The 23,781-nt window shown below is 45.8% G+C and carries 22 protein-coding genes; 5 read left to right on the top strand and 17 right to left on the bottom strand.

All coding sequences use genetic code 11. The annotated features are described in order from the left end of the window. Positions 1 to 11: 11 nt before the first annotated feature. From C7Y66_RS08500 to C7Y66_RS08490, 3 genes are all read right to left on the bottom strand, one after another. The gene (locus C7Y66_RS08500; protein ID WP_106168044.1) at positions 12 to 1,031 is read right to left on the bottom strand and encodes an ABC transporter ATP-binding protein; all 1,020 of its coding nucleotides are present in this window, start codon (positions 1,029 to 1,031) and stop codon (positions 12 to 14) included. Positions 1,032 to 1,156: 125 nt separating this feature from the next. Beyond that, a complete protein-coding gene (locus tag C7Y66_RS08495; protein ID WP_106545232.1) occupies positions 1,157 to 2,131 on the bottom strand; it encodes a heme o synthase in 975 nt (324 codons plus the stop codon). Positions 2,132 to 2,371: 240 nt separating this feature from the next. Next, complete coding sequence (locus C7Y66_RS08490; RefSeq protein ID WP_015155994.1) at positions 2,372 to 3,322, bottom strand: heme A synthase; 951 nt, start codon at positions 3,320 to 3,322, stop codon at positions 2,372 to 2,374. Positions 3,323 to 3,829: 507 nt separating this feature from the next. On the opposite strand from C7Y66_RS08490, the gene C7Y66_RS08485 reads away from it, so the two are divergent. From C7Y66_RS08485 to C7Y66_RS08475, 3 genes are all read left to right on the top strand, one after another. Next, positions 3,830 to 4,915, top strand: a complete 1,086-nt coding sequence (locus C7Y66_RS08485) for a cytochrome c oxidase subunit II (protein WP_106545231.1) — start codon at positions 3,830 to 3,832, stop codon at positions 4,913 to 4,915. A 153-nt stretch (positions 4,916 to 5,068) separates the two neighbouring features. Continuing rightward, complete coding sequence (gene ctaD, locus C7Y66_RS08480; protein WP_106545230.1) at positions 5,069 to 6,814, top strand: cytochrome c oxidase subunit I; 1,746 nt, start codon at positions 5,069 to 5,071, stop codon at positions 6,812 to 6,814. A 26-nt stretch (positions 6,815 to 6,840) separates the two neighbouring features. Further along, positions 6,841 to 7,461, top strand: a complete 621-nt coding sequence (locus C7Y66_RS08475) for a heme-copper oxidase subunit III (RefSeq protein WP_106545229.1) — start codon at positions 6,841 to 6,843, stop codon at positions 7,459 to 7,461. Between the two features lie 108 nt (positions 7,462 to 7,569). Here C7Y66_RS08475 and C7Y66_RS08470 read toward each other — a convergent pair whose 3' ends face one another. The 10 genes from C7Y66_RS08470 to ribD form a co-directional block, all read right to left on the bottom strand. Then, positions 7,570 to 9,087: an NAD(P)/FAD-dependent oxidoreductase gene (locus C7Y66_RS08470; protein ID WP_106545228.1), complete on the bottom strand. Its 1,518-nt coding sequence runs from the start codon at positions 9,085 to 9,087 to the stop codon at positions 7,570 to 7,572. Continuing rightward, entirely contained in the window at positions 9,069 to 10,292 is a 1,224-nt protein-coding gene (locus C7Y66_RS08465; protein ID WP_106545227.1) for a histidinol-phosphate transaminase, read from the bottom strand. The genes C7Y66_RS08470 and C7Y66_RS08465 overlap by 19 nt, the downstream gene beginning before the upstream one ends. Before the next feature lie 31 nt (positions 10,293 to 10,323). Then, positions 10,324 to 10,608 carry an HU family DNA-binding protein gene (locus C7Y66_RS08460; protein ID WP_015156000.1) on the bottom strand — a complete coding sequence of 95 codons (285 nt, stop codon included), beginning with the start codon at positions 10,606 to 10,608 and terminating at the stop codon, positions 10,324 to 10,326. A 305-nt stretch (positions 10,609 to 10,913) separates the two neighbouring features. Beyond that, positions 10,914 to 11,528: a DUF4340 domain-containing protein gene (locus C7Y66_RS08455; protein WP_106545226.1), complete on the bottom strand. Its 615-nt coding sequence runs from the start codon at positions 11,526 to 11,528 to the stop codon at positions 10,914 to 10,916. Between the two features lie 95 nt (positions 11,529 to 11,623). Continuing rightward, positions 11,624 to 13,180 carry a Gldg family protein gene (locus tag C7Y66_RS08450; protein ID WP_106545225.1) on the bottom strand — a complete coding sequence of 519 codons (1,557 nt, stop codon included), beginning with the start codon at positions 13,178 to 13,180 and terminating at the stop codon, positions 11,624 to 11,626. A 160-nt stretch (positions 13,181 to 13,340) separates the two neighbouring features. Beyond that, positions 13,341 to 13,532, bottom strand: a complete 192-nt coding sequence (locus C7Y66_RS08445; RefSeq protein WP_106545224.1) for a type II toxin-antitoxin system HicB family antitoxin — start codon at positions 13,530 to 13,532, stop codon at positions 13,341 to 13,343. Between the two features lie 116 nt (positions 13,533 to 13,648). Further along, positions 13,649 to 14,440 carry a trans-aconitate 2-methyltransferase gene (locus C7Y66_RS08440; RefSeq protein ID WP_106545223.1) on the bottom strand — a complete coding sequence of 264 codons (792 nt, stop codon included), beginning with the start codon at positions 14,438 to 14,440 and terminating at the stop codon, positions 13,649 to 13,651. Between the two features lie 49 nt (positions 14,441 to 14,489). After that, positions 14,490 to 15,308 (bottom strand): ABC transporter permease, encoded by an 819-nt coding sequence (locus tag C7Y66_RS08435; protein WP_106545222.1) that lies wholly within the window; start codon positions 15,306 to 15,308, stop codon positions 14,490 to 14,492. Between the two features lie 6 nt (positions 15,309 to 15,314). Next, the gene (locus C7Y66_RS08430; protein WP_106545221.1) at positions 15,315 to 16,334 is read right to left on the bottom strand and encodes an ABC transporter ATP-binding protein; all 1,020 of its coding nucleotides are present in this window, start codon (positions 16,332 to 16,334) and stop codon (positions 15,315 to 15,317) included. Between the two features lie 104 nt (positions 16,335 to 16,438). Further along, entirely contained in the window at positions 16,439 to 17,665 is a 1,227-nt protein-coding gene (gene ribD / locus C7Y66_RS08420; protein WP_233222581.1) for a bifunctional diaminohydroxyphosphoribosylaminopyrimidine deaminase/5-amino-6-(5-phosphoribosylamino)uracil reductase RibD, read from the bottom strand. 222 nt (positions 17,666 to 17,887) lie between these two features. Here ribD and hisC point away from each other — a divergent pair, with 222 nt between their 5' ends. Next, complete coding sequence (gene hisC / locus C7Y66_RS08415) at positions 17,888 to 18,934, top strand: histidinol-phosphate transaminase (protein WP_106545220.1); 1,047 nt, start codon at positions 17,888 to 17,890, stop codon at positions 18,932 to 18,934. Between the two features lie 53 nt (positions 18,935 to 18,987). On the opposite strand, the gene mreD is transcribed toward hisC, so the two are convergent. The 3 genes from mreD to C7Y66_RS08400 form a co-directional block, all read right to left on the bottom strand. Next, positions 18,988 to 19,581, bottom strand: a complete 594-nt coding sequence (gene mreD, locus C7Y66_RS08410) for a rod shape-determining protein MreD (protein ID WP_106545219.1) — start codon at positions 19,579 to 19,581, stop codon at positions 18,988 to 18,990. Between the two features lie 150 nt (positions 19,582 to 19,731). Then, positions 19,732 to 20,481, bottom strand: a complete 750-nt coding sequence (gene mreC / locus C7Y66_RS08405; RefSeq protein ID WP_106166999.1) for a rod shape-determining protein MreC — start codon at positions 20,479 to 20,481, stop codon at positions 19,732 to 19,734. Positions 20,482 to 20,698: 217 nt separating this feature from the next. Continuing rightward, complete coding sequence (locus C7Y66_RS08400; protein WP_041462553.1) at positions 20,699 to 21,712, bottom strand: rod shape-determining protein; 1,014 nt, start codon at positions 21,710 to 21,712, stop codon at positions 20,699 to 20,701. Between the two features lie 740 nt (positions 21,713 to 22,452). Here C7Y66_RS08400 and C7Y66_RS08395 point away from each other — a divergent pair. Continuing rightward, the gene (locus C7Y66_RS08395) at positions 22,453 to 22,821 is read left to right on the top strand and encodes a single-stranded DNA-binding protein (RefSeq protein ID WP_106545218.1); all 369 of its coding nucleotides are present in this window, start codon (positions 22,453 to 22,455) and stop codon (positions 22,819 to 22,821) included. A 78-nt stretch (positions 22,822 to 22,899) separates the two neighbouring features. On the opposite strand, the gene C7Y66_RS08390 is transcribed toward C7Y66_RS08395, so the two are convergent. Beyond that, positions 22,900 to 23,733: an SIMPL domain-containing protein gene (locus C7Y66_RS08390; protein WP_106545217.1), complete on the bottom strand. Its 834-nt coding sequence runs from the start codon at positions 23,731 to 23,733 to the stop codon at positions 22,900 to 22,902. Positions 23,734 to 23,781: the final 48 nt, after the last annotated feature.

Here is a 23,781-nt window from a genome sequence, read left to right as displayed (position 1 = left end):
TTACCCATTACCTATCTCATATTTTGCTTTCTTTCTGCTTTGGGATCGCGGCTTCCGGCGGCGGCGAGTTCGGCATCCATGAGGGTACGACCTGTGGCGGCGAGGTAAACGTCGTCTAAACTAGGGCGAGATTGGGAAATGCCAAAAATGGGTAAGCCAGCAGATTTCATCGTTGCCTCAATTTGAGTTAAAGCTTCTGCTTGGGGTGTGACAACGAGATTAAGCGAGTTACCTTGAGCGCTATTAACGATCGCTTCTTGGACGAAGGGCAGCGCTGTCAGCATTTGTTTAGCTTTTTCTGCTTCTTCTGGGGGAGAAAACTCGCGGATGCGGAGGGTAATGCGATCGCCTCCTACCTTATCTTTTAATTGAGAAGGCGTACCGGAAGCAATAACTAAACCGCGATCGATAATTGCTACCCTGTCAGCCAATGCGTCAATTTCTTCTAGGTAGTGGCTGGTGATTAAGACGGTAGTTCCCAATTCGCGCAATTGACGTAAAAAATCCCACACGACAAAACGGCTTTCGATGTCGAGTCCAACGGTGGGTTCGTCCAATACCAAAACATCGGGAGCGTGTAGCAAGCCTGCTGCCAAGTCTAGACGCTTGCGTAAACCGCCGGAGTACGTACCTGTCTTTTTGTCTGCATACTCCTGCAAGCCCAGTAAATTTAATACCGTATCGATCCGCTGTTTGACTACGGCATTGGGTAAGTGATAGAGAGCTGCTTGTAGTTGCAACAACTCTCGTCCCGTCAACACTTTATCGGGAGCGACTTCCTGCGCGACATATCCCAATCTCCGTCTAGCGGCTCTAGGGTTATCTAATACCGAAATTCCAGAAACTTCTACTACTCCTGCATCTGGTGTAGAGAGGGTACACAAGATGCGCAAGGTTGTAGTTTTACCCGCACCGTTGGGACCGAGTAGACCAAAAATCTCCCCAGCTTCGATCGCAAAGGAGATATCTTTGACAGCCTCAACACTGCCATAGCGCTTTTGCAAATTTTGGATGAAAACAGCAGGAGCCATAGGAGCTTTTTCTCGCTAGCAGCGATACAAATCTAAATACTTCCTGTCTTCATCATAGAAGAGTGAGTAGTGAGTAGTGACTAGTGGCAAGAAAATAGATTGACTAGCCACTAGTCAAAGCACCACTATCTAGAAATGAGAATCGTGCTGATGATGGTGTTTAAGCTGGAAGCTAAAGCGTTTGCAACCTGGTGGGTGAAGGGTAGGCTATCGACCACCATGCCCGCACACAATAGCATCATGTAAAGGATGGAGTAGAGGAATAGCGATCGCGCTTGGGTTTTACAGGTAGGATTTTGCCATAACAGCCAAGCTTTACGCACGAAGATGCTACCAAGAATCAAGGCGATCGCGCCGTAGAGAAGACCGCACGATTGTAGGGGATAAATCAGTAAAAACGTGGCGGGGATCAGAATTAGGGTGTAGAACCAAATCTGCTGCGCCGTAGTCTCGTCGCCCGCTACGACAGGTAACATCGGTACGCCTACTTTGGCGTAGTCTTCGCGGATCATCAATGCTAGCGCCCAGAAATGAGGTGGTGTCCACAGAAAGACAATGGCGAAGATCGTCCAAGCCGTCCAGCTTAAACTTCCCGTCACCGCTGCCCAACCAACTAAAGCGGGAATTGCCCCTGCTGCACCACCAATGACGATATTTTGAGGGGTATGACGTTTGAGAAAATGGGTATATATGGCAACGTAGAAGACAATGCCAGACATTGCTAACAGAGCAGCTAGCAAGTTGGCAAAGACTGCTAAGAGAGAGAAAGAAATTGCTGCTAGGGCGATCGCAAAAATTAGGGCGTGGTGCGACTGTACTCGTCCTGAAGGAATTGGACGGTGGCGGGTTCGTTCCATCGCATAATCGATATCGCGATCGTAAATACAGTTGACGGTTTGGGCAGCAGCAGCAGCAAAAGTTCCCCCAACTAGGGTGACAACGAGCAATTTTGGATCGACTCGTCCTTCGGCTGCAATCCACATACTGCCAGCAGTTGTAATCAGAAGTAGAGGTATAATCCTCGGCTTAGTTAGCTGATAGTAGCTATGAACGACTTGAAGAAAGTTTTGATGGTGTCTAGAGACATCTGCCCCGATCATAAAATTCACACCAAATTCCGTTTATTTTGAAACCAACACATTATCAGAAGGCAGGAGGGTAGAAGCAAAAGCTATAAGTGCTTTCGCCCACCACGCACCACTTTTTACCGATCGCTAATCACCAGTCACGAGTCAAAATTCACTAGGCACTGATAACTATGTACAGACGTTACATGTAACGTCTCTACTGGTCTCTGATAACTGGTCGCTGTGACCGTGATGGTCGCTGCACCTTTGCGTTTACGCAGCGGGGCGATTTAGCCCAGCACGATCGCTGCGCGAACCGCCGTAAACATCGCGAATTGCCAGTACGGTGTAGCCAACCAAAACACCTAGTAAGGCTGCACCAACAAACTGGTGCGATACGGTCAGTGGTTCTACTTGTAAATGCAAGCGGAAGGTGGCAAGTCCTAAAAGAATTTGCAGTAGGATTAGTCCGCCAGCCATGTTTGCCAGTCGGCGTAATGCGGGATGCAAAGCCGGAGTTCGCCAAGATAGTAACACTAAAACCAAGGTGGCTAGCGTTGGGGGAACCACACCCCCGATGTGACTGTACATGACGCTACACAATTGCTGTCCGGTTAAGCATTGGTGTAGCGCCCAGCGCGAACCTACTAATGCGCCAAGCAAACTTTGCACGTAGACTAACACAGCAGCAGCCAATCCCAACCAAGCCAATTTACCTGCGTTACCAGTTCCTTGATAAGGCGTGAGTGCCGTGCCAATAACCAGTAATGCACTGAAGAATAAGAGCGCCGTTCCCAAGTGCGCGGTGACAATATCGAATCGCAGTAATTCCGTAACTGTCAGTCCGCCCAAGACCCCTTGAAAGACAATCAGGCTAAGGGCAAAGATCGCCGCCCAAGGTAGCCAGCGGGGGAGAAAGTTACGGTTCCACCAACTCACGACTGTTAGCGCGATCGCCCCTAGCCCGATTAAAGCTGCATCTAGGCGATGAAACCACTCTAAAAATACTTGAAAATTCATCTGTTGAGTCGGTACGAGCGTACCGTAACACAGGGGCCAGTCTGGGCAAGCTAACCCAGCATTCATTACCCGCGTAGCACTACCAATCGCCATCAAAATCAAAGTTGCTACGCATAATTTCCACACCAATCGCCGAATTCTTTCCCGTGGCTGGGACTGCTCGATTGTGTCTGTGTTTTGTCTTTGCAGGACGAACTCAGTCATGGACTGTACCTTAATTGCCTGTCTTCAAAGAGTTGCCAGTATCTAACCAAGTATTTACAAATATGTAAGTGCTAGCTCACCTTCCACCCTAGCGCATCGTCGCGAGGTGATTTGGTTAGCCATATACCTAATGTGCCGGATTGCCGTAGCTTAGCCCCTAAGCTTTAGAGATTTTTAAATTGTTCTACTCCGTTACATTTGTTCATGGTTTATAGATAACCAACTCAAACTTGAGCTAGATTCGCTTAGGTAGTCAGTTGTCAGTTATCAGTTATCAGTTGCCAGTTATCGGTAAGAGCGAGAAGAAAGGGTGTAGGGTGTGGGGTGAGTGTTGTTTTTCTCCCTCAGCTCCCCCAGCTACCTCAGCTCTCTTACTCTGCTCCCTGCTCCCTCCAAAACATCAGAAAAAATTAACTTGGGGATCGGCAGGTTTTGGGCTGGCTGCACTACCTTGGTAAGTGAGTGTGGCTAATTGTTAAGAAGCTAAAAATTATCAAATCCTTAACCGTGAACATTCCTAGTTCTATTTGGACGCTATTAATTGGCATCGTCTTGACTCTGACAAGTCTGTGGTACGGTCAGAATCACGGGTTACTACCCACGGCAGCCTCAGATGAAGCCACCTTGGTTGATGGGCTGTTCGACACAATGATGACGATTGGCACGGGTCTGTTTGTGCTGGTACAAGGCATATTGATCTATGCTGCCTTTAAGTTTCGCCGTCGCCAGGGCGATAACACTGACGCGCCTCCCGTGTTCGGTAATATTCCTCTAGAAATTCTGTGGACGGCGATCCCGGCAATTATTGTCATCGGCTTATCGATCTACAGCTTTGATGTCTACAACGAAATTGGTGGTTTCGATCCCCACAGCGCTCACGAAGCCCCTATTGCTGGGCAAGCAATGAAAATGCCAGGGGCAGCGATTGCGGCAACATTGAACGATACACCGCCTAGCACCGAACCCAACGCGAATCAAATCAAGTCGGATGAGGCAATGTCAGATCCAGCTACAGCCTCCGTTCGTAACTCCGACCAAATTCCTCAAAAACGCGATGCTCCTGGTATGGGTATAGTCTCTCCTGGCATCGGTGCCAGCCCAGGTAACGAAGGAAAAGTCCCAGGGCTAGCAGTCAACGTCACTGGCTTGCAATATGCTTGGATTTTCACCTATCCAGATACGGGCGTGGTGGCTAGTGAATTGCACGTTCCTGCGGGTAAAGAAGTGAAACTAGACATGACAGCAAACGATGTCATTCACGCTTTTTGGGTTCCAGAGTTGCGTTTAAAACAAGATGTGATTCCTGGTAGACAAAGTGAAATTCGCTTCACCCCAAAAATTGTAGGGGAATATAAAGTGATCTGTGCTGAACTTTGCGGTCCTTATCACGGGGCGATGAATACCAAGTTTATTGTGGAAACACCAGAAAACTTTGACAAGTGGATGCAGGAACAACAAGTCGCAACTAAGGGCAATCTAGAACAGGCGATCGCCCTAAATGCCGCAGATCGTTCCCCCGCTGAATTTCTCTCCCCCTACACCGCGCAAATGGGAATTCAGCCCGAAACCCTTCATCAACTTCACCATCACTAAAATTGGTAATGGGTAATGGGTAATGGGTAACGGGAAAGCAGTTAGCTTTTAGCAATCGAACATGAGCTAACAGTTAGTAATTACAAACAACTAATAACTAACAATCACCAATTACCAACTACCAATTACCAACTACCAATTACCCTTATTGCTATGACTCAAGCACAAATCCAACATTCGGCTAACTTATCTATCTTGGAAGCAGAACCAGGAGAAAGAAAGTGGCGCGATTACTTTACTTTTAATACTGACCATAAGGTAATCGCCATTCAATACCTGGTGACAACGTTTGTTTTCTACTGTATCGGCGGCGTAATGGCTGACATGGTGCGGACGGAACTGAGAACGCCCGAAGTCGATTTTGTCAGCCGTGAAGTGTATAACAGCTTGTTTACACTCCATGCCACGATCATGATTTTTCTGTGGATCGTGCCAGCAGGGGCGGGTTTTGCCAACTTCCTGATTCCCTTGATGATTGGGGCGAAGGATATGGCATTTCCGCGCTTAAACGCGGTTGCGTTTTGGATGATCCCACCTGGGGGGATCTTACTCATCAGCAGTTTGATCCTGGGCGACGCTGCTGACGCTGGCTGGACTTCTTATCCTCCCCTTAGTTTAGTCACGGGACAATTAGGCGAGGGAATTTGGATTATCAGCGTTTTGCTGTTGGGAACTTCTTCAATTTTGGGGGCAATTAATTTCCTCGTCACCTTGTTGAAGATGCGGACACCAGGTATGAGTACGACGCAAATGCCCCTATTCTGTTGGGCAATGCTGGCGACTTCTGCCTTGACGCTCGTTTCTACACCAGTGTTAGCAGGTGCTTTGATTCTGCTGTCTTTCGATCTGTTTGCTGGCACGGCATTTTTTAATCCCACAGGTGGTGGCGATCCGGTAGTTTACCAACATATGTTTTGGTTCTACTCGCACCCTGCGGTGTACATCATGATTCTGCCCTTTTTCGGGATCATTTCCGAGGTGATCCCCGTTCACTCCCGCAAGCCAATTTTCGGTTATAAAGCGATCGCCTATTCGAGTTTAGCAATCAGCTTTTTGGGATTGATCGTTTGGGCGCACCACATGTTTACCAGCGGTATTCCTGGTTGGTTGCGGATGTTCTTCATGATCACGACGATGATCATTGCCGTACCTACGGGGATCAAAGTTTTTAGTTGGTTGGGGACGATGTGGGGTGGTAAAATTCGGCTCAACAGTGCGATGCTGTTTGCGATCGGTTTTGTCAGCCTGTTCGTCATCGGCGGGATCAGTGGCGTAATGCTGGCTGCCGTACCATTCGACATCCACGTTCACGATACCTATTTTGTCGTCGCTCACCTGCACTACGTTCTATTTGGTGGCTCGGTCTTCGGGATCTATGCTGGAATTTACCACTGGTATCCCAAAATGACGGGACGGATGATGAATGAATTCTGGGGTAAGGTTCATTTCGCTTTGATGTATGTTGGGATGAACTTGTGTTTCTTACCGATGCACAAACTCGGACTGATGGGTATGAATCGCCGGATTGCCGAGTATGATGCCAAGTTCGCTACGCTGAACTTTGTCTGTACGATGGGGGCTTACTTACTAGCTATCTCCACCGTACCGTTCATCATCAATGCAATTTGGAGTTGGATGTACGGTCCCAAAGCTGGTAACAATCCTTGGGAAGCACTAACCTTAGAATGGATGACAAGCTCGCCACCGGCGATCGAAAATTTTCATGGATTTCCCGTACTAGCAACTGGTCCTTACGATTACGGTATGGACAGACCTAAATCTGAGGTCGATGTTCCCTTGGCTGATGAAAGAGAACCGGCTTTAGCTGCTGGACCCAAATCGGCTTTACGTGCCGATCCCGACCCAAATGTAGCTGCCAATCCTGAAGATCGTAAGTAGAACTCCCACTCCCTACTCCCTAAATTATGCAAAGTCCAACCATAGACCCAGCAAAAACGGAACTTAATTACCACCACAAAGCAGAAGCCGCTCATCATGAAGAACATCCTGATTTTCGGATGTTTGGATTAGTCATGTTCTTAATCGCAGAGGGCATGATTTTTATGGGTATGTTTGGCGCGTATTTGGCTTATCGCTCCACTTTACCCAGTTGGCCTCCCGAAGGAACGCCAGAATTAGAACTTCTACTACCAGGAGTCAACACGATTATCCTGATTTCTAGTAGTTTCGTGATGCATAATGCCGATACCGCAATTAAGAAGAATGATGTCACGGGTATGCGTACCTGGATGGCAATTACAGCAGCGATGGGGATTATTTTCCTATCAGGACAGATCTACGAATACAGCCATCTAGAGTTTGGTTTGAAAACGAACTTATTTGCCAGTGCATTTTATGTTCTGACTGGTTTCCACGGACTTCACGTGACTGTTGGCGTATTGGCAATCTTAGCGGTTTTGTGGCGATCGCGTCGCGCCAACCACTACAGTCAAGAGCATCACTTTGGTGTAGAAGCCGCCGAACTTTATTGGCACTTTGTCGATGTTGTTTGGATTGTTCTGTTTGGTTTGTTGTATTTGCTTTAATAGTTAACAGTTATTAGTGTCGTCTGCTGTTAACCGATCTAAACTGAAGATATCTTACATTTTGCACTTGGTTGAAATTAGCCCCTACATAGGGGTTTTTTCTTATTGCTACACCCTGCACCCTATCTTGGCAAGCAGATTTTGCAGCCAATTTTTTTGACCTAGTGGAGTAGAAAGATACTCGCTAGCAGTTTGAGCTAAAATTTCTCCCCAACTGGGATAAACGGAAACGAGAGCGGCAATTGAGTCAATTTTTAATTTTTGGGCGATCGCTAAAGCAATAACATTAATTAACTCTCCTGCTTGAGAGCCAATAATTGCCGCACCTAAAATCGTCCCATTCCGCCGCAGGACTAATTGACAAATACCTGTCATTTCATCTCGAATTTGGGCTAATGCTAAAGTTTTAAAATCATGCTGCAAAATCAAGACATCATTGCCATATTTCTGTTTGGCTTGAGCTGCGGTAAAACCCACTCTTGCTAAGGGTGGATCGGTACAGACTAACCAAGGAATATTACGATAATCAACTCGATATTGAGCAGAAAACAAAGCATTTTGTAAAGCATTTTGCAGGGCAATTTTAGCTTCATAATTGGCAATATGAGCGAATTGATAACCGCCGATCGCATCCCCACAAGCATAAATGCGTGAATTTGTCGTTTGCAATTTTTGATTCAAACGCAGGCGATCGCGTTGCGTTTTCACTCCCACTGCTGCTAGATTGAGCTGTTCGAGTTCTGGCTGTTGTCCGGCACAAAGTACAATTTCATCAAATTCCATAGCTTCGCGATCGGCTTGAACCCATTTTTTGCCCTCAATGCCTTTGACTTGAGTAACGGTAGTATGGGTGAGAACGCGCACCCCTTCAGCTTCGAGGATAGCTTGCAATAACTGAGCAATTTCTAAATCTTCTCTGGGTAAGATTTGGGGACGCTTGACAATTAAAGTGATATCAAAACCCAATCGTGTTAGTGTTTGTGCCAACTGACATCCATTTGGATCGCCACCGAGTATTGCCCAGCGTTTTGGTGGGTTCAAGGAAGTCAATGACAATAAAACTTCGGCAGCAGTTAAGTATCCTGTAACCGCTAGCCCTTCAATATCGGGAACTATCGGACGCGGGTTAGTTGCAATCAGATATTTCCGCCCTGTTAAGCAACGATTGTTAACTACAAAGCCTAGATTTGGCTGAGCGACAAACTTACCCTGCCCTAAAATAAAGTCAACTCCCAAAGCAGCTAAAATAGCAGGCGAGTTCTCCTCGGCTAAATTTGACTCGACGTTTTGCGCCCACTGCATTACCCGTTCCCACTGGACGGAAATTTGACAGTCATCGATCGCCTTTTCATGACTCGAACGCAAGCCAAAATTTCCCATCTTTTCCCATTGTCGAGCTAATTGCCCTATGTATGAAAGGGAGTCGGGAGTCGGTAGGGGCGGATTTAGAAACCCGCCCGTACGGGAGTCAGAAAATTTTGAATTTTGAATTTTGAATTTTGAATTTTGAATTGCTCCCTGCTCTCTTTCTACTAAAGCTACAGTAGCATTCTGTTTTGCGGCGATCGCGGCGGCGTAGCGTCCGGCTGGGCTACCGCCAATAATAACTATGTCGTAATCTGCCATAGTGCTTTGATGAGGCGCTCGTTTTCAGTTGTAGAGCGCACGGCAACCCGAAAATAGCGATCGCCCAGTTCGGGAAAACTAAGACAATCTCGGATTAAAATTCGCTCGTGTTTTAATAGCTGCTGTTGGAGTTTTGAACTCGGTCGCTCAGACTCTACCAATAAAAAGTTAGCAGCACCAGGCAGAGGTTGCAATCCTGGAATCTGAGATAATCCATGCTCTAATCGCGATCGCGTAGGTGGTAGCCATGCCCAAGTTTGCTGCTGAAACTGGCTATCTTGAAGTACCGCGATCGCCGCAGCAACGGCAAGAGTATTGACTGCCCAAGGATCGCGTCGCGCCAGCCAACAATTAAGACGTTCGGGATGGGCGATCGCGTATCCCAATCGCAGCCCTGGCAAGCTGTAAAATTTAGTCAGCGATCGCAAAATGACTAAATTAGGATATTTCTGCACCAATGGGATCAGACTTTCTTCCGCTGCTGGTGGTAGAAAATCCATAAAAGCTTCATCCACCACTACCAAAGCAAATTGTTCTAAATAGGGCAGAATTTCTTCTCTACGCCACAACCACCCCGTAGGATTGTGGGGATTATTCAGGAGTAAACCGCATTTTGCAGAGGCTAGGGGGAATTCGGAATTCGGAATTCGGAATTCGGAATTAATTGTGAATCGTGAATTGCGAATTGCAATTTGTGAATTGTCCCCCTTGTCTACCGACTCTAGTACGGGCGGGTTTAACCCTAAAATCATTTGTTCTAGTGCAGGTATTCTCAAAAAACCCGCCCCTACAACTCTCGCCTCTTGCCTCTCGCCTCTTGCCTCTAAATCCAGCGGACACTCAACCACCTTTGCACCAAAAGCTTTCAGCGCCCGCCAGTAGTCGCCAAAAGCTGGAGTCACGAGATAAGTTGCAGCTAATTCAGATAAATCCCAACCCGCCCATGTAAGTAAATCTGCCGAGCCATTCCCCGGCAGAATCCATTCTGGTGGTAACTGATGCACCTGCGCTAGAGCTGTTCTCAGTTCGCTGTAATTTGGATCGGGATAGGAACTGAGTTGGCTTATGGCAGATTGAATCGCCGCGATCGCGCTTTGGGGTGGTCCCAAAGGGTTGATACTAGCCGAAAAATCGAGAATCGCTTCGGAGTCACAACCCGCGATCGCTGCTGCCCAAGCTAAATTTCCTCCATGTACAGGTTGCATCCAGTTCGGGTTTCCTGCAAGAACTTTATTCTCAGTCTTCGGGAGGAGCGACTTTTTCTTTAAATAGCTTCCCTGCTGAGAACGCCGGAACCTTAGTTGCCGGAATTTCCATTTTATCGCCAGTTTTAGGGTTGCGACCTTCGCGAGCTTTGCGCTCCCGCGACTCAAAAGAGCCAAAGCCTACTAATGTCACTTTATCTCCTGTGGAGACTGCATCGATAATGGTTTCCAAAGCAGCAGTCAGAACGGCATCTGCTTGCTTTTTCGTCACGCTTGCCTTTTCAGCAATTGAATCGACTAATTCACCCTTGTTCATTTCATTCTCCTGTGAGTTAACAAACTACCTCAAAACAAGTGATTCTGAACTCTCGCAACCCGAGCTTCAGCTTTTGGCTGTGGCTATTTTGCCCACTAAAATCGCTGAAACTCTCATTGGTTGGATATTTCATTGACCTATTCTAAGGTCTGCTTGCCAAATATAGATCGTTAAAACCTTTAAGTTATATGGATTTCAGGATTTTTTAGACAATTGCTCGATTTTTTCTGCACAATTTTTGACGAAATTTCGCCAATTTATTTTTTGATGCAAACAAAAAATAAATATCCAATATAATTTCTAGGCTATTTTTGATTGTTTTGAGAATTAGTTTGCGGCTCTGGTGATTTTTTTGGCGGTGCTGAAGCCTGTTTCCACTCTGCGAGGGGTCGGTTGACAGCATTTTCAAAATTAGTAGAGACCAATAGTACGCTAGTTTGAGCGGGTTGTGGAGTCGGTGGATCGGCTTGAGCGTACAAAAAACTACGGTTAAAATCTGGCTGACCCAAGACCAATCGATGAGTTTTCCCATCCTGTAACTTAACTTCTACCGTCGCTTGAGGTTGCTGCAAGCCATAGTCAGAGAGCTGTGCGGCGGGTACGGTCAAAACGCGATCGCTCTTACTACTGACCAACAAATCTAACAAATAGGCGATCGCCCCCTCGCTGGCTGAAGCTTTATCGGGAACCTGCATTCGCCACCCCGTCTTACTATCCTTAGCGCGCTCGAACTGTAAAGTTTGGTTGCGAGTCTTAACATTTAGAGACTGAACTTGGTCTTCTTTAAACGTAAATATTTGTTGCTGCTTTTCTCGTACTTCCTGGCGTTGAGGCGTGCCTTGAATTTCATAAAAGTACACAAACCCCCCCATTCCCAGCGCGAGGAGGAGCAAAATTAAGGTTGTGCGTTGGAGTTTCATCAGAAGTGGGTAATGGGTAGTTGGTAGTTGGTAGTTGGTCGCGGTTCCCCGTTCTCTATTCCCTGCTCCCTGATAACTGATAACTGACAACTGATTTATCTCCGCAGCCACCACAGTAATACAGCGCAGGCAAAACCAATGACTGGCAAAATGACTAGAGAGATCCAACCTAGAAGGTTAATTTGTAGGGGCGTAAGATTCAAGCGGCGCTGTTTTGGTTCTTTGGGGCGCACGGATAAAGTTTGTTTGTTATCTTGACTGCTCAACCAGCTAATGGAATTTAAGAATACGTCTCCATTCAATTGCTGCTCGAATAATCCATCGATCGCAAATTGAGCGTTACCAATGACGACCATCCTAGCTTGAGTCGTCTTGGGTGCAGCATTAGCTTGTGGCTGAGCTGAGACGATGCGACTGAGGGCATAACCTATAGTTAAAGGTCCTTTGCGATCGCTTTGAGGATTAAATTGCAGTGGTTGGCTTTGGATGTTGCTTTCCGCCCAACTTTCAGCACTCGTTTGTAGAATTGGCGTTGCTTCTACCCCTGTGACTGGTTTGCTGTCAATTGCTCTCGCGCCACCGAAAATCGATAGATTATTCCCAAAATCTTGTGTAATTGGATGTTGTCCGTAGTTATCAACCACAGCAAAAGCAGGTCCAAAACCGATTGCTTGTCCAGCGGGATCGATAATCACTCGGTTATCTAGGGTAAGACCCCAGTTTTGTAGCAGACTATCTAAATTGGGATTTGTCTGAGGGTCGAGGAGTAGCATCAAACTTCCACCCCGCTCTAAATAGGCGCTTAAGGCTTTGACTTCTTGCGGAAATAATCCTCGTTTGGGACTGGCGACGATAACAACCGTAGCATCTTGAGGAATCTTCGCTTGCTGGACTAAATTCAGCGGTTCGGCAGCAAAGTTTCTATCTTTAAGTGTATTCAGGGCTGAGGATAGTTTACTCTGTTCTCCGATCCCAACTTCGCCGTGACCTTGAAGGAAATAGACTTTTCCAGCGCGATCGCTTGTCACTTGCTGAATTTTAGTTGTCAGTTGCACTTCTGACAATCGCCCTTGTCCAACCGATTGTACGAACTGTCGCCGATTGCCTGCTTCTACATAAACATCACCAAACGATCTCACTCCAAACTTTTGAGCTATCCCTGGTCGTGTTTGTGGATCGACATACTCAAAACTAAACTGCGACCCTTGACGGCGATAATTTTCTAATAATGCTCGATCTTGAGGGTTTTGGTTGCGATCGAACACCCATACTTTGACAGGTTGAGACAAATTTTGGACAATTTCCCGCGATTGGGGAGCCAAAGTATATAGTCCCGTTTCGGTGAAATCGATCCGCGTTTGATAGCGCGTGGCTAAGAAATTAATGAGTCCGAGAATGACCAAAACTGCTAACGTAGCTGCGATCGCATTTGTTCCCGCCTGAGTTGAACGTCGCTTCCACCACTTAGTTTTATAAGCTTGCCATAGCAAACCTAAAAGACTCAAAACAGCGCCAGCAGCAATTAATCCTAACGGGACAATTCCCCAGCTACCTGCAACAGTCCCCGCTGTTAAGCCCATGAGGATGAGAAAGGGACCGAGCAAAAATAGATATTGCCAGTAGTTTTTTTTCGTTTTAGTGGCAGTTTTCATAATAATTTTTTGTGTGACTACGGCAGAAGAGATCCCCCCAACCCCCCTTAAAAAGGGGGGCTATAGGCGATCGGGTGAGATCGTAGTAAAACTCATTTGTAGGATGGGCATTGCCCACCTGAGTAGCAAGCATCTGTTGTTTGTAAGTAGTTTAAGATTGCTATAAAATTGGAAATTTTGATTTCAAGACTTCTGTGCCAAAAGTTTCAATATGGAAACGAATAGCTGATTTCAGATCTGACATAGCTTCTTCGTAACTGTTACCTTCACCAATTACAACTCCTTCAATTCCGATTGGACAAGCAACGTAACCATCAGAGTGTTTTTCTACAATGAACTTAATATTTTGCATTTTAATCTTTCCTCCAATTATCAAATTTGATTAATCATTTCATGTCATACTTGAGTATCAGCAAAAGATCTTGAACGTAAAGGTATAACTTCTCAGATTTCAGTTATAAGAATTGGTTAGACTGACAATTTAAGCGCATTGACTTCTAACCTCACCATGCGAATGTGTGCTAATCCATTGCGATCGAGTGGAAATCTTTCTAAATATGTCTCTACAAAGTCACTAATAAAATTGTCTCTTTTACCCTCAGATACACAGTGGGTAAAAGGCATCCAAGTTGTACGTATCCAACTTGCTAATCCCTCTTTGCCTACATGCGCCATATCTTTTGGAACTAATTCAAGTCGCTCAACTTTGAAACCAGTTTCATTCAACCACGGTGCATACTCTCGATCGCTGTAGAAAAAGTAAGGATTGTGAAAACCATCAAAGTAATTGCTCCAATGCTTTCTAGCGATAACTTCAGAAAAAACTTGCAAAACATCCGCAGCACCTCCCTTACCTCCGCAAGAAATGACTAATCTACCACCACTGCGTAAAGCTCGATTTGCACCCCTTAAAAACGCTTGATGATTATCAACCCAGTGAAGCGCAGCATTGGAAAAGCATAAATCGAACTCGCGCTCAAAATTGAGAGAGCGGGCATCAACACAAGCAAAGGTAAGATTCGGATATTGTGCTGTCGTATAAGTGCGCGTAGCATAAGCAATCATTTCAGCCGAACTATCTACACCAATTGCTCTACTTTGAGGTAAAGTCTTGGCAAAATCAGCCGTGATTTTCCCGTCACCACAGCCGACATCCAAAATAGATTCATTGCCTTGCAAATCGAGAGTTTCTCTTAACTCTTGCGCCCATTTCAATTGAGCATCTGAATTTTTGGCGTAGTCTTCTGGATTCCACATCATACAGATTGCTTAGCATAGAATGGCTCATTTTTAAAGCACGATTGCGCAACTACGATCGCTGAAATCGTAAAGCGTCGATCGCCTGTGCGGTGAGAAAAATTCCTAACAGAATGTAACTGAGAAAAACGACTAAACTACTAGAATCAAAAATTCCTTGAATCCAATTGGTATAGTGTTTGAGTAAGGAAAGATGACTCAAAATTGCACCTGCTGGCGTACCGCTGAGATTTTGGGCGATCGCATCTACTACCCAGAGAAACAAAATTAAAGCAAATGTAAAAATTGCCGCTAGGATCGTACTGTCGGTGAGAGAAGAAATAAACATTCCTAAAGATAAGATTCCCGCTGCCAATAGGATGAGTCCTAAATGTCCCATCAATGGAACAACTGGGTATACGGCGGGGTTGGCAGTACTCAATGCAAATGCTTCGTAGGCAAAGATTGGTAATATTAATGTTATAAAAAATGTAACGACTCCCAACAATTTTCCTACAGCAACCGCCCAGTTTGTCACGGGAGAAGTCGCGAGTAATTCCAAAGTCCCGCGCTTGCGTTCTTCGGCATATAAACCCATTGACAATATAGGCAAGATAAATAAAGCCAAAGAACCCATAATTCCCAAGAAAGCCTGTTGAAACTCGTAAGCCACATCAATCGGTGAAGCGGGAACTCCAGGTTGCTGCCCTTGCAGTAAGTCTCTTTGGGCAACTTGCTGAATAATTCCTTGTGGACCCAATAGAATCAAAGCAAAGAAAAACCCAGATAATAACCAAAATATCCCCGCGATCGCATAAGCCAAAGGAGAGACAAAATAACTTTGTAACTCCCTTCTATAAATCGCGATGATGTTACCAAAGATTAAACGCATAATAATTTACTCACTACTCCCGACTCCCGACTCCTGTACGGGCGGGTTTAGAAACCCGCCCCTACCGACTCCCGACTCACTTTCTAACGGCTTTTCTTCCATAGTTAGTTCTAAAAACACATCTTCTAAAGAAGCTCGCGTTCTTCGCATTTCGTAAATTTTCAAGCCCATTCCGACCAAAACGGCAACAATATCTGGTCCTGGCTCCGTAGTTGGTTGGGAAACGACTCGCAGCACGTAGCGATTGGCTTCTGTGGTAGATATTGATTCTACCGATCGCACGCTGGGCAGCATTTTTATTAATTGTTGCGCCGCCGCGCTATCACCTTCAGTCTCAATTTCATAGCCTGCACCACCAGTTAGGTTCGCTTCTAAACTATCAGGAGTTCCGGTAGCAATGATTTGTCCGCGATTGATAATAGCAACGCGGTTACAGGTCATACTAACTTCCGGCAAAATGTGGGTAGAAAGCACGATTGTATGGCTATCAGCAAGACTTTTAATTAAATTACGGACATCAATAATTTGACGGGGATCGAGTCCTACCGTAGGTTCGTCGAGAATAATTACTGGAGGATCGTGAACGATCGCCTGAGCGATCCCCACCCGTTGGCGAAACCCTTTGGAGAGTTTGCGAATCAAAACCCGCCGTTTTTCTTGTAGGTTACACCTTTCAATAGCTGCTTTGACCCGCCGATGGCGATCGCCTGCGGCTACTCCCTTCAGTCTTGCTACAAAATACAGAAACCCTTCCACCGTCATATCGAGATATAGAGGTGGTGTTTCTGGTAAATAACCAATCCGCTGACGCACGGCTAAGGACTGTTCGTGGACATCATAACCTGCAATGCGTGCCGTACCGCTACTCGCAGGTAGATAGCCCGCTAAGATCCGCATAGTTGTCGTCTTTCCAGCGCCATTGGGTCCAAGGAAACCCAAAATTTCTCCCGCTTCCACGCTGAAAGTCACGTCCTGAATCCCAGACGTGGAACCGTAAATTTTACTCAAATGCTCAACTTCAATCATGGGTCAGTTATCAGTGAAGAGTGGTAATGGGTAATGGGTAATGGGTAATTGGTTGTTGGTTGTTGGTTGTTGGTTGTTGGTTGTTAGTTGTTGGTTGTTGGTTGCTAGTTGTCGCTCCTCTGCTCCTCTGCTCCTCTGCTCCCCTGCTCCCCTGCTTCCTTGTCCCCCTTGTCCCCCTTGTCTCTCTTGTCCCCCGACTCCCGACTCCCGACTCCCGACTCCCGACTTGGTAAATACCCTTCCATCAAACAATCAGAACCTACGGTGCGCCATTGGACTCGTTCGAGAGTTATGGCTTGTGTCATTTGGGTGAAGCCTAAGTCACCTACTGGGGTGGGGGCTGTGCTTCCGCCGATGATTTTGGGGGCAATAAAGGCGAAAATTTTCTGAACCGTACCTTGGGCGATCGCTTCTGCTGCTAAAGTTCCGCCGCATTCCCACAGGACGGAAAGACAGCCGCGCTGGTAGAGATGAGCCATTGCTGCGGTGGGGGTGAGGGAATCGAGTTCTAAAATTTCTACACCGCGATCGCGTAGTCGTGCCTGCATGTCAGGGTTCGTTCCTGTTTGCGTCATCACTAATGTCGGTACTGTTTCGGTTTGCCACAAATGAGCTGTAGTTGGTAAATCCAATGTTCGGCTCATCACCACCCGCAAAGGATTAGGCGCATCAATTTGGCGGATTGTCAAGCGAGGATTGTCAATTCTCACGGTGTTTCCACCAACAACGATGGCATCGCACGCAATTCGTAGCTGCTGTACTTCCTCTCGCGCTGCTGGATTGGTGATCCAGGCGCTATGACCGCTTGTGGTGGCGATTTTGCCATCGAGGGTCATAGCATATTTGAAAATGCCGAAAGGTCGCTGATAGACCATGCGATGAATAAACCCTTCATTGAGTTGCCGACAGTCAGCTTCTTCCACTCCAACGACAACTTCAATTCCCGCACTGCGTAGCCGCGCAACTCCCCCACCTGCAACTAGGGGGTTCGGATCGACCATTCCTACCACGACTTTTGCTACCCCAGCCGCGATTAAAGCTTCCGTACAAGGGGGAGTACGTCCGTAGTGGTTGCAGGGTTCGAGGCTGACATAAACGGTAGCTCCCAGGGCGCGATCGCCTGCTGCTTTTAAGGCAAAAACTTCTGCATGGGGTTGTCCTGCCCCAGGATGAAAGCCCTCGCCAACGATTTTTCCATCTTGCACCACAACTGCCCCAACCATAGGATTAGGGGCAGTGCGTCCCAAAGCACGACGGGCAAGGGTAAGACACCTTTGCATCATTTCTCGGTCGAAAGCAGTACCTACCCTTGGCTCTATTTTGGAATCCATTGCCAATGCCGCTTGTACTCCAAAGATTAGCTGAGATTCTGCGCTATATTATAGGCTTGGTGAGACTTTTGACCAAGCAAGAAGTCAGGAGCCAGGAGTCAGGAGTCAGAATGACTAAATAAAAACTGAAATCCCGCGCCTCTTGGAGTTACAGGGAAGAAGCCAAATCTACTGACTCCTTCAACCAATTTTGACTTTTAACTTTTGACTTTTGACTTTGCTATGACATATTTTCGCCACAATATCGAGCAAATGTCAGGCTACGTACCTGGAGAACAGCTCATTGGTACGAATATTATCAAAATTAACTCGAATGAGAATCCTTATCCACCCTCACCGTTGGTATTGGCAGCGCTACGTAACTTAGATGGAGAATTATTAAGACGCTATCCAGAACCGATGGCTGGACGTTTTCGCACTGCTGTTAGTGCTGCTTTAGATCTCCCTTCAGATTGGATTATTGTCGGTAACGGTAGTGACGAACTGCTTGGTGTGATTACCCGCGCTTTTACCTCACCGCAGCGGCAGATTGTTTGTCCCATGCCGACCTATGTTTTATACCGTACCTTGGCACAGATTCAGGATGCTGAATTTGTCGAAATTCCCTATGACGACAATTACAATCTGCCGCTAGAAAAAATCATTGCGGCAAATGGAACTGTGACATTTATTGCTTCACCCCACAGTCCATCTGGTACAGTCGTGCCACTAGATTTACTCGACAAGTTAGCGGCACAATTACAGGGTATTTTAGTCATTGACGAGGCTTATGTTGACTTTGCCACAGAAAATGCTTTGGAATTAGCTAAAAAACACGATAATGTGATCATTTTAAGAACGCTTTCTAAGGGCTATTCCTTAGCAGGAATCAGACTGGGTTTTGCTGTAGCCAATCCTGGTTTAATTGCCGGATTAATGAAGGTGAAAGATAGCTACAACGTTGATGCGATCGCCTGTATTGTAGGAGTAGCCGCACTTCAAGACCAAGCACACAAAAACGCTAATGCCGAGAAAATTAAAACGTCGCGGGCAACGTTAGCTAGTGAATTGCAAAAACTCAACTTTGATATTTGCCCATCCCAAGCCAACTTTCTTCTAGCGCGATCGCCTCATGGTAATGCCGAATATCTTTACCAAAGTTTGAAAACAAGAGGTATATTAGTCCGATATTTTTCCCAACCGCGCCTAGAAGAAAAACTTCGCATTACTGTTGGTACAGACGAACAAAACGCCCGACTTGTCAAGGCTCTGGTTGAGATGATGGGATGAATGTAAGGGCAGGTTTTGACCAAAAATTTTCGGTTAAAGCTGTTCTCAAATCATCATCGCGTGCCTGAAAATCTCGTTGTCGTCCACCAGTGATTTAAGGGATAGTAAATTACTGGTGCCCAGAGGCTACTAATTACAGCTGAGATTAGCGCAATTTGTTGGTGATGTTGCCATACCTCAGCTAACTTTTCTAATGGCAAACCAAATGTATATGTTGTTGCCTCACCCAGGAAACCAAATTGTAGAGTGGCGATCGTTTCTACCATAATCGTCATGGCAAAGACAATCAGAGCCACTGAAATAAAATCTTCCTGAAGATAGCGCTGCTTTTGCAACCGTGCCGTCAAAATTCCCACCATCATTAAACCGAAAACATGAGTGGGATTATGGGCAGTCATGCCATCTTGAATGAGTCCCAAAGTAATACCTGCGATCGCTCCTTGTAAAACCGAGCGTTTAATACTCCAAGTGACTACCCAGATCAGCAGCCAGTTAGGAGCAATACCAAGTAAAACTGTTCCTGGCAAGCGCATCGGTAGTAAGAGCAGACACAAACTCGCCGAGCCAACAATCGCTACCCCATTAACAAACTGTCGCCAACCAGGAGACTTCTGCCACAGGTGGCGCAAAGATTTAAGTCCCTGCATAAAAAAGAGGAGATTTTTTAAAATTTCAATTTTCAGAGCCTCGATCTTAAAGCAGCAAACGAAAATCGTAATTCAGACTTTGTAAATCGTAATTAAGTTAGGAGTCGGTGTAGAGACGTTGCGTGCAACGTCTCTACACCGACTCCTAACTCACTTGCTCTTAGCGTAGACAACTGCCCACTCTAGATGGGGAATGGGAGCGGAAAAGGAGACAATAGCTTCGGGAGCAGGGCTTTTATTCAAGTCGATGGATTCAATCTTACCTACAGGTAATCCGGCAGGATAAATTTGGCTGTAAGTAGAAGTGACGATCGCATCGCCGCGTTTCACGTCAGGCACTTTATCAAAAAACTGCATCACGGCTTGACTTTCTGATAAGCCGCGTAAAAATCCTGTATGACGGCTGCGACTGACTGTAACCCCTAGCTGACTGGTGCGATCGCTAATTAATAGCACGCGGCTGGTGTTGGGAGTAACGCTACTAATCTTACCCACTAACCCCCCAGGAGCAGTGACGATATCTCCGACTTTAATTCCCGTACTCGTACCGCGTCCCAAAGTTATTTGCTGCCACCATTGATCGGCACTACGTCCGATAACTGGAGCGACAATAGCTCGTTCTAAATTATTAGCAGACTCATAACTAAGTAGTTTTTTCAACTGTTGGTTTTGGCTTTTGAGTTCTGCTAACTGAGCTTGAAGCTCTTGATTTTGAGCATCACTCAGGCGCTCTGCTTGCACGGAAACCGAGCGATGAAATGGGAGAGTGATGAGTTGATAAATTTCAAAAATCAGTGCTGCTTGGGTCTGCCTGATAGTCCAAGCAGTGCCAAGAGCAACAATGCATAGTAAAATCGGTAGGGCGCGTTTCTCCCACCACTGACGACGTTCGATATACATAGGCTTTAGTAGTTAGCAGTCAACTCGATGGGTTGACTTAATAGGCTTTTAGGTTTAGATAACAGAGAGATATGCAAATTGGTAATTGGTCATTAGTCATTAGTCATTTGTGAGTAGTTAGTAACTTTTTACTTACGACTTACAACTTCTAACTCCTATTTTTGACTTTTGACTTTTAACTTTTGACTTTTGAATTATCCATTACCAAATGCCATTTTTATCCACGCCGAGAGCGATCGCTAAAGACTCGCTCCATTTGCTTAAATTTTTCTAGTGCCAATCCCGTTCCTAAGACGACACAGTGCATTGGCTCGGCTGCAACGTGGGTGACAATTCCAGTTTCATGACTAATTAGTGTATCTAGTCCTTTCAACTTCGCGCCTCCACCCGCAAGCATAATACCTCGATCTACAATGTCGGCTGCAAGTTCTGGTGGTGTCCGTTCCAGCGTCCGCTTGAGTGCTTCCACAATCACAGACAGCGGTTCTGACATACTTTCGCGAATCTCTGGTTCTTTGATCGTGACGCTACGCGGCAAACCAGAAAGCAGATGCAGCCCTCTAACTTCCATCATATTATCTTCGTCATCGCGGGAGGGATAGGCAGAGCCAATCCGCAGCTTAATTTCTTCCGCCGTGCGTTCGCCGATGACTAAGTTATAAATTTTTCGCATGTACTGCATAATGGCTTCATTCAGCTCATCCCCTGCAATTCGTACCGATTCGCTCAGTACCGTACCGTAAAGGCTGAGAACGGCGATTTCGGTTGTTCCACCCCCAACATCTACGATCATGCTACCGATGGGTTCGGCAACAGGCAGACCCGCGCCGATCGCGGCTGCTAGTGGTTCGTCAATCAAATAAACTTCTCTTGCGCCTGCTTGAGATGCTGCATCCATTAATGCTCTGCGTTCTACCCCCGTAACTCCACTAGGAATACCAATCACGACACGGGGAGAGACAACCCTGCCTTCATGAACTTTTTGCATGAAATGCTTCAGCATCATTTCAGCAGCATCGAAATCAGCAATAACTCCATCACGTAGCGGACGAATTACCGAGATGTTGACGGGCTTAGTAGGTGTTCTACCAAGCATTTTTCTGGCTTCTTCTCCCACAGCAATCGACGATTTATCACTTAAATCCAGTGCGATCGCCGAAGGTTCTTGCAGTACAATTCCTTTTCCAGAGACATAAATCAAGGTATTTGCAGTACCGAGATCGATACCCATATCTCTAGACAACGACAAACGGTTAAACAGACCAAACATACCCACGCTTCTCACTCCCCCGTAAAAGCAAGATATAGTTTTTACACATCAGTAGAGTATTAGTAACTAGATCGGAATTTTTTTATCCCTCTAATTCGAGTTTAGTCGAGCCAACTAATTCTCGGTCAGGCTTAGTTGCAATTCTTAGACTGGCTGACAAAAACACCCCTTCAGTTAAGAAAAGTTAACGCTTGTCCAACTAAATTCCCCAGAGTAATTTCACTGAATCTTTATACAAATTTAAGCCATTTTTTGCTTACTTTAAGTAATTTCACAGTTGTCAGTTGTAGCAATCATATTTGATTCATGAACGTGGAGCAGGCTTCTAGCCTTCGGCAGGCTAGAAGCTCACTTGACAAATCATTTAGAACTTCTATATCAGTTACCGAAAAGCCAATTTCCAATTATTGAAACTCTGGCGATCTCTTGATGAATAAGTATTAACACTTAATCGACTTGTGAAGAAAAAAGGAGATCGTTGACAAGAAGTAAATACCTAACGCGCCAATTTATAAAATCTTCATAAATTAGTAATTAGTAATTGATAATTGGATGGTAACTAGTAAAACCAGCTTTTTATCTCTAGTCACTAGCCACCAGCCACTGAGAACTGACAACTGAGATCTTGCCAGTATAGGTACGGAATAAGCTACGATTGTGATTATAGTAAATTAAGTACAATTGTACTAAATTTGAGTGATATGAGTCTTAACGTTGTTACTCTCGTCGGTCGTGTTGGTAGCGACCCTGATATTAAGTATTTTGAGTCTGGTAGCGTCAAGTGCCGCATGACACTAGCTGTAAGGAGACCAACCAAAAATAGCGAGGAACCAGACTGGTTCACGCTAGAAATTTGGGGTAAAACAGCGCAAACAGCCAAAGATTACGTTCGTAAGGGAAGTCTAATTGGAATCAAGGGTTCCTTAAAGTTCGACACCTGGGACGATCGCAATACGGGTACACCGCGTTCAACACCAATCATTCTTGTGGACAAAATGGATCTTTTAGGATCTAAACGCGATAACGAAGGTGGCGGCTATAGCGGTTACAGTAGCGATGACAATTTTTAACCAAATTTGCATATGTGTAGGGGCGCACAGCCGTGCGCCCCTAGATTCATCTGTGCGTCCCTAAATGATTTAGGTCTATCAATAACCAATTTGCAGCGTTACAGAAGCCTCTATTTGCTGTTCTCCACCGATTACAGGAGTCGTAGCGGCTTTATCGGCAAAAGCTGCTTCTCGCGCCATTAAAGGCATGGGAGGCTGTGGCGGGTTAGCGCTGTTGATTTGAATACTGACAATTTCCTTTTGGCTGAAATTGAGGCTGCTCAAAACAGCACTTGCCTGCTGCTGAGCATCTTTTGTCGCTGCTTGCAGGGCTTGTTGTCTCGCTTTGGCGATCGCCTCATCTGTAGCAATAAAACTCACCCCTTCGATCCGAGTTGCTCCAGTTTTGACGGCAGCATCAATGATATTACCAGCTTGTGAGGTTGGGACGCGGAAACTTACTGTATTTGTGGCAGAATAACCCGTAAGCCGTTGCTCGTTATTGGCGTAGTTATAAAGAGGATTTAAGTAAATTCCTGTAGTTTCTAGTTTTTCTACGTTACGCGATTTCAATAAGTCTACAACTGCTGACGATCGCCGCGCTGCTTCTTGCTGTACTTGCTGAGCTGTTTTGCCTTGTACTTCTACTCCCAAACGTACCTGCGCTAGCGTAGTAGGGATAGATTCTACCCCTCTACCCGTGACAGTCAGAGTTTTATAACTTCGATCCATTTTATCTGGGGCTGGTTGCGCCCATACGGGAGAAATATAACTGAGAGTTGACAAACTCAATGCGATCGCCGTAACTGTAATACTGTTTTGGATTTGAGACTTGAGATTGCGATCGCGCAAAGTCACTAAGCCGCTAAGCGAGAATTCAACTGGTTTGCGCTTGGAAGCAAATTTTTTTTGATGTATTGAGAAGTGTTGCATTGAACTGATTTACCTCACACGAATACCGTACTTTCTTAGACAAACTGG

Source organism: Chroococcidiopsis sp. CCALA 051, assembly GCF_003015105.1.
In the GTDB taxonomy this organism is placed as follows: domain Bacteria; phylum Cyanobacteriota; class Cyanobacteriia; order Cyanobacteriales; family Chroococcidiopsidaceae; genus Chroococcidiopsis; species Chroococcidiopsis thermalis.
The sequence above is the reverse complement of the archived record's forward strand: the minus strand, read 5'-3'. Positions and strand labels throughout refer to the sequence as shown.